The 12,143-nt window shown below is 33.8% G+C and carries 8 protein-coding genes; 2 read left to right on the top strand and 6 right to left on the bottom strand.

Features of this window, described 5'->3' with window-relative positions; genetic code table 11:
- Window positions 1-235 precede the first annotated feature (235 nt).
- Window positions 236-2,755, bottom strand: coding sequence for a nitrite reductase large subunit NirB (nirB, locus tag EM932_RS18725; protein ID WP_135878738.1), 2,520 nt, complete (start codon window positions 2,753-2,755; stop codon window positions 236-238).
- 277 nt (window positions 2,756-3,032) lie between these two features.
- Between nirB and EM932_RS18720 the strand changes: the two genes are divergently transcribed.
- Window positions 3,033-3,275 (top strand): hypothetical protein, encoded by a 243-nt coding sequence (locus tag EM932_RS18720; RefSeq protein WP_135878737.1) that lies wholly within the window; start codon window positions 3,033-3,035, stop codon window positions 3,273-3,275.
- Between the two features lie 315 nt (window positions 3,276-3,590).
- On the opposite strand, the gene EM932_RS18715 is transcribed toward EM932_RS18720, so the two are convergent.
- From EM932_RS18715 to EM932_RS18695, 5 genes are all read right to left on the bottom strand, one after another.
- On the bottom strand, window positions 3,591-5,885 hold the full coding sequence (locus EM932_RS18715; RefSeq protein ID WP_135878736.1) for an FdhF/YdeP family oxidoreductase: 2,295 nt from the start codon (window positions 5,883-5,885) through the stop codon (window positions 3,591-3,593).
- Between the two features lie 61 nt (window positions 5,886-5,946).
- Window positions 5,947-6,564, bottom strand: a complete 618-nt coding sequence (locus EM932_RS18710; RefSeq protein ID WP_135878735.1) for a nucleotidyltransferase family protein — start codon at window positions 6,562-6,564, stop codon at window positions 5,947-5,949.
- Window positions 6,565-6,576: 12 nt separating this feature from the next.
- Window positions 6,577-7,596 carry an XdhC family protein gene (locus EM932_RS18705; protein WP_135878734.1) on the bottom strand — a complete coding sequence of 340 codons (1,020 nt, stop codon included), beginning with the start codon at window positions 7,594-7,596 and terminating at the stop codon, window positions 6,577-6,579.
- A gap of 9 nt (window positions 7,597-7,605) precedes the next feature.
- The gene (locus EM932_RS18700) at window positions 7,606-9,825 is read right to left on the bottom strand and encodes a xanthine dehydrogenase family protein molybdopterin-binding subunit (RefSeq protein WP_135878733.1); all 2,220 of its coding nucleotides are present in this window, start codon (window positions 9,823-9,825) and stop codon (window positions 7,606-7,608) included.
- Between the two features lie 21 nt (window positions 9,826-9,846).
- Window positions 9,847-10,308: a (2Fe-2S)-binding protein gene (locus tag EM932_RS18695; protein WP_135878732.1), complete on the bottom strand. Its 462-nt coding sequence runs from the start codon at window positions 10,306-10,308 to the stop codon at window positions 9,847-9,849.
- 200 nt (window positions 10,309-10,508) lie between these two features.
- On the opposite strand from EM932_RS18695, the gene EM932_RS18690 reads away from it, so the two are divergent.
- Complete coding sequence (locus tag EM932_RS18690; RefSeq protein ID WP_135878731.1) at window positions 10,509-11,648, top strand: sodium:calcium antiporter; 1,140 nt, start codon at window positions 10,509-10,511, stop codon at window positions 11,646-11,648.
- Window positions 11,649-12,143 lie beyond the last annotated feature (495 nt).

Raw genomic sequence — 12,143 nt, 5'->3', positions numbered from 1 at the left:
AGGTTAAAACAAAACCTTGCAGGATCGCAAAAGGTCGGGCTTTCCGTTACAATCTTTTTTGTATTTAACCCTTTGAAAAACTTCACCTGCTACTTTCAAACATTATGTTTATTTTCAATAATGTTCAGGAGACACAAAAAAGGATTTCCTCTTCAATCCCTAACGCAACTAGTTTTCAGTATTCAGCAACCAGTAATCAGTATCCACTTCAAACTCCTAACTTCAAACTCCTAATTCAACTCCACGCCTTTGGCATTTTTTGTTCGCGCATTGGCACAAACACCAAGTTATCATCTGTATCATCAGAATTAACAAAATGTTTAAAACGTTTTATCATTTCTGGGTTTTCAATGGCTTGTTTCCACTCACATTCATACTTATCTACCAAACCTTGCATTTCCAATTCTAATTCCTCAGCAATTCCTAAAGAATCTTCAATAACGACTTGCTTTAAATACTCAATGCCTCCTTCCAGTTTATCTAACCAAGGCGCTGTTCTTACTAAAGGCCCAGCAGTACGTATGTAGAACATTAAGAATCTATCCAGGTATTTAATAGCTGTTGCATCATCTAATTGCTCTGCAAATAATACGGCATGTTTTGGTGTGGCGCCACCGTTTCCGCATACGTATAAATTCCAACCACCTTCTACAGCAATCAACCCGAAATCTTTTCCTCTTGCTTCAGCACATTCACGAATACATCCTGATACTCCGCCTTTTAATTTGTGTGGTGAACGTAAGCCTCTATAACGATTTTCAATTTCTATAGCATAAGTAACACTTTCATGCATACCGTAACGACACCACGTAGATCCTACACAGCTTTTAACGGTACGAAGTGATTTACCATAGGCATGTCCACTTTCAAAACCCGCGTCTATAAGCTCTTTCCATATAAGTGGTAATTCATGTAATTGTGCACCAAATAAATCGATACGCTGTCCTCCTGTTACTTTTGTATATAAATCATATTTCTTAGCTACCTGCCCTATAACAATTAACTTATCTGGCGTAATTTCTCCACCTGCTATTCTTGGCACCACAGAATATGTTCCGTTTCGTTGAATATTTGCCAAAAACCTGTCGTTTGTATCTTGAATACCAACTTGACGATTAGGCGTTTCCATATTAATACTAGCAAATATAGAAGCCACTAATGGTTTACAAGTCTCACAGCCATGACCTTCTCCAAATAAATTTAAAGTCTCTTGATAATCTTTTACTTTATTTATTTTTATTAAATCGTAAAGTTCTTGTCTGTTAAAATCAAAATGTTCACAAATGGTTTCTTTAACTTCTTTTCCTAGCGATTTAAGGGATTCATTAACTAAATCGACTACCATTGGTTTACAACCTCCACAACCTGTTGTTGCTTTTGTTTTAGAAATTACATCTCCTAAATTATTACAACCGCCTTCTGTAATAGAGTAACAAATATCTCCTTTGGTAATACTCTCACAGGAACAAACTTGCGCGGCATCTGGAATGTCCATAACGCTTCCGAAAGAAGAACCACCTTCTCCTCTACTTCCAATAATTAATTCTTCTGCATCTTCAGGAATTGGCAACCCGTTTAAATAAATTTGATGAAACATATTATAATCACTAGCATCACCTACTAGAATACCTCCCAACAGTTTTTTTCCATCGTGACTAATATTAATTCGCTTATATAAATTTTTTGTTTTGTTTTCATAAATTATTGAGTACCCCTTTTCTACTGGCATAAAAGGTTCTCCATAACTCGCCACATCGACGCCTATTAATTTTAGTTTTGTAGACATATCAATATCACTTTCCATCAAAACTTCAGAATTACCTAAAATTTGATTCACAGCAACTTCTGCCATATCGTAACCTGGAGCTACTAAACCGTAAATCATTTGATTATATAAAGCAACTTCTCCAATAGCATAAATTTCTGGATCGGATGTTTGCATTTTGTCATTCACTACAATACCGCCTCTTACTCCCATTTCCAGGTCACAGGTTTTAGCTAATTCATCTCTTGGTCTAATACCTGCCGAAATAACTAACATATCGACATCTATTTTATCATACTCACCAAATTCCATCCCAGTGATAGCATCATCACCCAGAATTTTATTTGTTGCTTTAGATAAGTGAACATGTATACCTATCGATTCTATTTTTTCTTGTAAAACCTTACTTGCACGTGTATCTAATTGTCTAGGCATTAGTTTGGGGGCAAACTCTATAACATGAGGTTCAAATCCCATGTCCATTACTGCTTTAGCAGCTTCTAAACCTAAAAGACCTCCTCCTAGTACAGCAGCTTTTGTTGTCTCAGAATTTTTAGATTTCAAGATGTCTGCATAAGCTAGCATATCTTCTAAATCTTCTATAGTTCTATAAACAAAGACTCCTTTCTTTTCTATACCGTTAATATTTGGGACAAAAGGTGCAGACCCAGTGGCTAAGACCAAATAATCGTATTTATAATGTAAATCTTTAGTAGTTGTTATTTTTTTGGAAGACCTGTGTATATCTGTAATACGTTCGTCTGTGATTAGTTCAATTCCTTGTTCTTCATACCATTTTCTGGGTGCCATTTCTAATGCTTTGGCATCACCATTTTCAAAAAACTCACTTAAATGTACACGATCGTAAGCTGGTCTTACTTCCTCCCCAAAAACAGTAAGTTTAAAGTTCTTAGAGCTAGCGTGAGATACAAATTTTTCGCAAAATTTATATCCTACCATACCATTACCTACAACTATAATTTTTATCATAACTACGTATTTTAAAACAAATATACGTAGTATTACGTAATTTTAAATACGTAGTTTTAATATTTTGTCGAGAGCTATTAATTATTAACGATTTCTCAAATTGACACCTATTAAATTGATTAATACCTAAAATAGGGCTATTTGAATTAGGAATGAATAAACGAATAATAGCTGTCCAAATGGTGCAAAACAGACTGACAATATTGGTATTAACTATACTTTTTTTATAATATTTTAGGTGTGATTTTTGTTATATTTGTATATATACTTAATGATTATGGATTTAGAGTCTAGAAAATATAAGATAGTTGAAAAGTTGATGAAAGTTTGTGATGAAGAAACGTTATATAAAATTGAACAAGTAATAAACAAGGATAAGGGGCAACATAATTCAATTTCTGAATTGCCTGAACCTATTCAAAGACTCTTATCTCAAAGTATAAAAGATTCTGAAAAAGGTAGGGTTAGTTTACATGAAGAAGTGATGGCTAATATTAGAGCCAAATATAACCTTCAATAAACGCTATGAAAATAGTTTGGACTAAAACAGCAGAACTATCTTTTCAAGCCGAAATAGAATTCATCCTAAAAAATGGTCGGACAAAGAAGCAATCTCTTTCATCGATTTGGCTAATGATGTTTTAGAACAACTAAAGAAATTTCCATTTTTAGGCCTACACTTTGAAAATAATATTATGCATCTAGTCATTTCAAAGCAATCCACAATAATTTATCGCGTTTTAGATGAAAAAACACTGGAATTATTACTTTTCTGGAACAATAAACAAAACCCTAAAGACTTGGAAAATACTATTAAAAATTTAAAAAGTAAACTCTAATTTGCTTCTACGGTAATAATAACACTTTTAGATGCCGGTGTTTTGGCTGTATGCGCATAACTATCTATTGGTACTAATACATTAGTTTCTGGAAAATAGGTAGCGCAGCAGTTCTTAGGAATATCATAACCAACAACCTTAAAATTATTGGCTTTTCTAAGTGTTCCATTGAATTCTGATGTCAGGTTTACGACCTGATGCTCTTCAAGGTTTCTATTTTTCATATCTTCTCGATTCATGAAAATAATCCGTCTTTCATTAAAAACACCTCGATAACGATCATCCAGACCATAAATAGTAGTATTAAATTGGTCATGACTACGTATAGTCATCATAATTAATTCTGAATCTTTGAGCTTCCACTCTGGTAATTTGTTTAAAGAAAAATTCGCCTTACCTGTAGCTGTTTTAAATGTTCTTATTCTTGCTCCATTAGGTAAATAAAAACCCGATGGTTGTTTAAGTCTTTTGTTATAATCCTGAAAACCATTTACGACTTCTTGAATATCATCACGGACTAAATTATAATCATCTTTATATTGAAGCCAATTGATTTTAGAACGTTCTTTTAACGTAGCATGTGCAATATTGCAAACCACCGCAACTTCGCTTAATAAGGTATCTGAGCAAGGTTCTAAAACACCTTTGGTAGACGACACAATGCCCATGGAATTTTCCACGCTTTGGGTCTGAACTCCTGTTTTTTGATAGTCCTTTTCGGCGCGGCCTAAACAAGGTAATATTAAGGCTTCTTTCCCTGTAACTAAATGTGAACGGTTTAATTTTGTACTTACATGAACCGTTAAATTGCAATTAGCTAATCCATGAGCAGAATAATTAGTATCTGGAACCGCAGAGATAAAATTGCCTCCTAAACCAAAGAATACTTTGGCTTTTTTTTCGTGCATAGCTTTTATAGCATCTATTACCGAATACCCGTGCTTTGTAGTTGGTTTAAAGCCATATTTTTTCTCAATCTTATCTAAAAATGCTTGTGGCGCTGCTTCCCAAATTCCTACCGTTCTATCACCTTGTACATTAGAATGACCACGAACAGGACAGGTGCCTGCACCTTCTTTTCCTATGCTACCTTTTAACAATAATAGGTTCACTAATTCACGAATATTATCTACTGCATTTTCATGCTGAGTCAGTCCCATAGCCCAGCAAATGATAATCTTTTTTTTGTTTAGAACTAAATCGAAAACGTCATTGAAAGTTGATCTGGACACACCAGACAAAGCCAAACAATCATCAAAATCAAATTGTTTTAAATCTGAAATAAAAGCATCGTAGCCATGTGTATGGTCATTGATAAAATCTTTATCAAACACATTACCTTCTAATGTCTCTTTTTCTAATAATTTAAGCAGTAAAGCCTTAACAAAAGCGACATCTCCATTAATGGTGATAGGCACAAATACATCGGCTAGTTTAGTACCGCCCGTTAATAGTTTTATCGGACTTTGTGGGTTTGTGAATTTAATAAGTCCAGCTTCTTGCAAAGGGTTGATTGCTATAATTTTTCCGCCATTCTTTTTACATTTTTCTAAAGCTGTAAGCATTCTAGGATGGTTTGTTCCTGGGTTCTGACCAATAACCATAACTAGTTCTGCTTTATACAAATCATCTAAGGTTACAGAGCCTTTTCCTATCCCTAAGGTTTCAGAAAGAGCACTACCACTAGCTTCATGACACATATTAGAACAGTCTGGGAGATTTGCAGTTCCAAACTCACGAACAAATAATTGATATAAAAAGGCCGCTTCATTTGTCGTTCTTCCCGAAGTGTAAAAAACGGCTTCATCTGGATGACTCAATGCATTTAAATGATTACCTACTTTTTCAAAAGCAGCTTTCCAAGATATGGGTTGGTAATGAGTAGCTCCTTCTGCCAAAAACATGGGTTCCGAAAGACGTCCAGATTTGCCAATTTCAAAATCGGATAAACTGGCAAGTTCTTCAACAGAATGATTTGCAAAAAACTCATAACCTATCGTTTTCTTTTGTCTCTCTTCAGACATCGCTTTCATACCATTTTCACAATACTCTCCTAACATTGAGCGTTCATCGTCTGGATCCGGCCACGCACAACCCGGACAATCAAACCCTCCTTTTTGATTTATTTTAGTTGAAATTTTAATAGCCTCAGATGGTTTCATATATTTTGAAGCATGCATCATTGCCGATTTTAATGCTTTAAAACCACCAGTATTTTTTGCTGGTTCTGTAGTTTTTAAATTTGTGAATTCTTCTGGTGTATTTGCTTTATCTACTGGAGATGTGCTCATGCTTTAGTACTATATTTTGAATTTAATCGATTATAAATATAATGGACTTAAAAAAAACAAATCAATTTTTAAAATTTGCTTTATATAGATTGTCATAATCTTCTTTATTATCTATATCGATATTATCTAATTTAAGCTTAAAAGTTTCAACTAAAGCGCTATATTTCTTAAGAAGTGGTTTAGCTCCGTTATCGTCAATTAATTTAGATAATTCGAACGTATATGTCTTATCAAAAATTACCGGAACACCAGAAAACCCATTTTTATAAGAAGTTGCTATAATTTTATTTTTATTTGGAACAAAATTTTGAATCAACGTATTTAAAAAATCAGCATCAACAAAAGGCTGATCTGCCAAACAAATAAGAACCCCTTCAAAATGTGATTCTGCTTCTAGAATATGATTAACTGCACAGGCTATAGATTTCCCCAAGCCTAATTCCCATGTGTCATTTTTAATAATGGTTATAGGAAACTTTTCTATTTCTTTTTTAATAGTATAATAGTTTGCTCCCAATACAACATAAATATGCTTTGTATTTGTTTTTAATGCTGTTTGGATGGTATGTCCTAAAAGTGTGTTTTCTCCCCACAATAATAATTGCTTTATAGTTCCCATACGTTTTGAAGCTCCTGCTGCTAAAATGACTATAGGAATATTTAAAGCATGTTTAGACACTATTAAAACTATTTAAGAATGAATCTTTCCCTTTTTTTTACTTAGTGATATCGGGTCTTGTTTTCTAGCTACAGACAATATTTCTGCTATAATTGAGACTGCTATCTCCTGAGGGGTTTCAGAACCGATATTAATACCTGCCGGACCATGAATGCTATCTAAAAAAGCCGCCTCTATATCCGGACAATATTCTATAAGTTGAGAAAGTAAATCTTCCCTTCGTTTTGATGGCCCTAATAAACCAATATACACAGGGTTTGTATTTTTTAATTGCACTAAATACCTTAGATCATTAGCAAAATTGTGAGTCATTAATACAATAGCAGTCTGGTTATCAATAGATGTAGTTTCCATATTCTCTGCTGAAACTGCCTGAAAGCTAATTGCTCCCGGAAAATTTACAACTGATTTAGATTCTGATGGTCCTGAAATAATAGCAATCTCCCACCCTGTTAAAGCAGCATATTTACATAATTGTACCGCGTCATGCTCTGCTCCAATAATAACAAGCTTAAAACACGGTGGCATATATTGCTTAAAAATTGATAATGAATTATTTGTTTTTAATTTTTTGGCATGGCTTTGTAATGAAAAAAACGATCCTTTAATTTTCACCCAAGAACCTAATCCTGAAACGAACGCTTCTGCTTTACTATAATATGACCAAATTTCGAATGACTTTCTTTCTTCCAGAGCATTAAAAAAGACTTTTTTAAAAGAGTCATCTGGTTCAAATACTTCTATTAAAATATATAAAACGCCTTCACAGCCTAATCTATATCTACCATCATAAGTTATTATTTTAGATTGTCCTGTCTTAAAAACAGATTCAGATTGTAACAAGATCTCCTTTTCTACACAGCCTCCACTAACGGCACCAATCATTTTACCATCTTCTAAAATAAGCATCCGCACCCCTGGTTTTCTATAGGAAGAACCTTCAAGAGCTACGACTGATGCTAAAATCGATTTAATGCCTTTATCTCTAGCTACCTCAGCCTGATTAACGATGTCTTTAAATTCATGTGTCATAGATGCAGATTACCCGACTACTTTTTCCAAATCCAAATTACTCATATATGGCTGCTTGGTTAACCTTTTTCCTGTAGCTTTGTATATAGCATTAGCAACTGCTGCTCCAACGGGTGGTAAGGTAGGCTCTCCTAAACCCGTAGGATCTATATCATTTTCAATAAAATGTACATCCACTTTTGGGGTTTGTGCCATACGAATGAGTTGATATGTACTAAAATTATTAGACTGTGGCACACCATTATTAAATCCAAAATCGGAATACATAGCATGTCCAATACCATCAATAACACCACCTTTTATCTGGTTCATTGCTCCCAGCGGATTTACAACAATACCACAATCTACAGCGCAAGTTACTTTTTTAACTATAGGACTACCATTATCCATGATAATATCTGCGACTTCTGCCACATGGGTATTATGACAATAATATACAGAAAACCCTTGATAAACGCCTGCTTCGGTTTTCCCCCAATTAGACTTATCTACTACCTTTTTTATAACGCCTTGTAAGCGTTCTGGACTATATTCTATATTAGGTTCAGGATTCTTTTTAACATTTTCTAATAGATCCAAATGCAATTGAACACGATCTACTTCTAAAACCTCAGCTAATTCATCAAAAAAGCTTTGTTCTGCACTTGCTAAAAAATTAGTATAAGGTGCTCTCCAAGCCCCAGTTGTTATATTACTTTTATAATTAGCGGTATCAACCTGATAATTTTCTAATGCAGCTGCCGGAAAGAAATTTGGAATCAATCCATACATATTACCATTAATGGATGCTTCTTTTAAATGATACCCTGTTAATTTTCCGTCTTTAATTGATGCTGCAATTTTATATTTAGTTGCTGGTCTGTAAACCCCTGTAGTCATATCATCTTCTCTTGTAGACACCATTTTTACTGGTTTCTTAATGGCGTTTGATATTTCGGCTACTTCATATACAAAATCGCCATAAAGTCGTCTACCAAAACCACCTCCCATTCTTGTCATCTCTATATGGATATCTTCAAGTTTTCTATCTAATAAGCCCGATACTACTTTAGCTGCTTCCGCTGGAGTTTGAACTGGACCAACCAAATGGACTTTTTCTGAAGTTACGTTTGCAAAAAAGTTCATAGGTTCCATACAGTTATGTGGTAAAAACGGTGACTCATAAATGCGTTCTAAAACTTTATCAGCGTTTGCAAATGCTTTTTTTACGTTACCATCCTTTCGTCTTGTTTTAAACGTTTCACCCTCTAATAAATCCAATAGTAGTTTATCATGAGACTCCGTGCTTTCAAGTTCAGAATCATTTTTCCAAATGGCTTTAATTGCTCTTTTTCCTTTTATGGCATCCCAGGTCGTTTTTGCAATCACGACTACCTTATCACTTTTACTTAATTGTGCTGTCCAACTTTTCTTTTTGCTTCCCTCTAAATACGCTCTTGCTTTTTCGCCAATAACAATAACATCTACAACTCCTGGGAGTGCACGCGTAGCTATATCATCAAAAGATTCAAGTACTTGTCCAAAAGCGGGCGGCCTTAAAACCGAAGCATAAAGCATGCCTTCTTCTTTATAATCTAGTCCAAATAAGGGTTTTCCTGTAACTATTTTATCAATATCTACATTACCGGCACCTTTACCAATGATTGTAAAATCTTTAGGGGCTTTTAATGTGACATTTTCAGGAACTTCTAAGGCAGCAGCCTCTAAAACAACATCGCCATAACCTAACTTTTCTCCTTTCGCGTTGGTAATAATCCCTTTAGCTACTGAGCATTCTGAAGCATCGACACCCCACTTTGCAGCCGCAGCATTTACCAACATTTGTTTTGCTGTTGCTCCTGTTTGTCTTAATGCTTGCCAACTAAATCTTATAGATTGGCTTCCTCCAGCAACCTGTCTTGTGTAGTTCTCTGTGTCTAAAGGTGCTTGCACCACATAAACATCTTCCCAAGCTACATCTAATTCTTCAGCAATAATCATAGGCATAGAGGTCTTAACACCCTGCCCAATTTCCGGGTTGGGAGAAAAAATAGTAACCTTGCCTTCTTTTGAAATTTTTATATAGGCATTAAAATCATTATAATTTAATTGACTTAAATCTATAGGAACTTTTGCTTCTGGTTTACAGGCATTAAATAAGTTAAAACCTATTAACATACCACCACTAGCCAATGTTGATGTTTTTAAGAACGATCTTCTACTGAATGTTATTTGTTTTGAAGGTGTCATTTTTTGTTATTTACAGGTTGGTTAACTTAATTTTTTTGAGGCTACTTTTATAGCTTCTTCAATACTATTATAGGACGCGCATCTACAAATATTACCATGCATTGCATTTCTAATTTCCGATTCATTAGGATTCGGGTTTTTGCTTAAAAATGCTGAAGCTGTCATTATTTGTCCAGATTGACAATAGCCACATTGTGGTACATCTATTTCTTTCCATGCTTGTTGTACTGGATGGTCTCCTTGTTCTGACAGCCCTTCTATAGTTGTAATATTTAACCCTTCAGCTTGTGATACTAGAAGTAAACAACTGCGCATGGCATTACCATCTACATGAACAGTACAGGCACCACATTGACCTATTCCACAACCAAATTTAGTTCCTACTAAATCTATCTGATCTCTTAAAACCCATAATAAAGGCGTATCTGCATCTGCTTCTACAGTATGCTTTTCATTATTAATTTTTAAATTGAAGGTCGGCATAAATGACATATTAAATTAAGTGTATTCCCTAAATGTACAAAAAATAGAAATCTTTTTAGCTTCGAAATTTGTTTTAACATTGTTTTAAGATACTCTAAAATTCATTTTTATTTTTAAACTCTGTGAAACAAAGCATTAAGAAATAAGCGCTTATTTTCTATTTTTAATTTTTTTAGATTTGCCGAATACAAATACTACTTATGGCTATTATTGCTTCTTTGGGGCTTATTTTAATTACATGTATTATTATTTGGAGGGCTTGTGACGGTTTTGAAATGGCTTCTAACTATCTGGGTCGAAATATGAAAGAAGGTATAAAAGGAGCTACCATGAATGCTATTGGAAGCAGTTTGCCTGAATTATTTACAACGCTTTTTTTCTTATTTGTCTTAAAAGATAAAGATGGTTTTTCTGGTGGTATTGGTACCACAGCAGGAAGTGCTGTTTTTAATGCTATGATTATTCCTGCAGTTGTTATTTTAGTAGTTATAGGAAAAGGTATTTCTTCCAAAATTGAAATCTCAAAGAAAGTTATATTACGTGATGGTATATCGCTTATCATTGCCGAATTAGCTTTAATTTTTGTAATTACCGGACCATCTTTAAACTGGATTCACGGACTTATTTTAATGATACTATATTTTATTTATGTAGCCTATATGTTAATAAGTCAAGGGACTGGCGATATAGAAAATGACTATGAAGATGCTGCCGATGGTGGTAACAGGGCTATTGCTCTTTTTAAAGGTGATTTATCTACTGTCGTTTTAGGAGATTCTAAAATCAATAAAGTGAAAGCCTTTGGTTTGTTGATACTTTCTGTTTTTTTTATTGGTATGGCTTGTTTTTGGCTTGTTGAAGCTTGTGAACAGTTTGGAACTGCCATTGGCATGCCTATCTATTTTGTTTCTGTAGTACTAGCTTCTGCTGCAACTAGCGTACCAGATACTATTATTTCATACAAAGATGCTATGAAAGGTAATTATGATGATGCCGTTGCTAATGCTTTAGGTAGTAATATTTTTGATGTTTGTTTTGCGCTTGGTCTTCCGCTGTTTTTATTCACACTTATTTATGGTCCTATTGAAATGAGTACAGAAACCATTGAGAATGTTGGACAATTACGCGTCTTACTTTTAATTTCAACAATAATAGTTTTTCTAATTTTTGTTTTTGCTAAAAATGGTATTAAAAAACTTCATGCGAAGTTATTACTATTATTATATATTCTGTTTGTGGCTTATTCAATTGGCAAAGGCACGAGTTATGATATTCCAGTTATTAATGAAATATCCCAGTTACTGTCTATGATATCTCATTGGTTTACTTCAATTATATAGTTTAAAATATTGATTGCCAAAAACGTTCAAATGATATGATAAGCACATCATTCCTGTGAAGGCATAAATCGTATAAATTAACGTGAGATCGATGTATTAAAACCTGATAATCAGATGTTTAATTATTTTAATAAAGAAACTATGTCATTCCGAATGCTACGGAAAGTAAAATATATTTTAATTGAACGTATATAGCGTAGCTATTGAGGAGTAATCCCATTCTTATGAGATTTCTCGAAAGTTTATCTTGAGTACTTCGACTACGCTCAGCATAAACTAAAGTCGAAAGGCTCATGCTTCGCTCTGTCGAAATGACAAACACTTGAAAATCATTTCTTTAATATTATTTTTCTAAAAAAAATTAAATAGAGTTTGTATGTTTAAAGTGTCATTCTAAAACCAGGAGGTATTATTAATTTGTTAGTGCAAAATTAACTTAAATAATACCATCTGATATGAAAGATATACAAATTACAAAAAAAGTAGATTATTCTA

It is taken from the genome of Flavivirga rizhaonensis (genome assembly GCF_004791695.1).
GTDB lineage: Bacteria > Bacteroidota > Bacteroidia > Flavobacteriales > Flavobacteriaceae > Flavivirga > Flavivirga rizhaonensis.
Note: the sequence above shows the minus strand (reverse complement) of the source record. Positions and strands in the feature narration are given on the sequence as shown.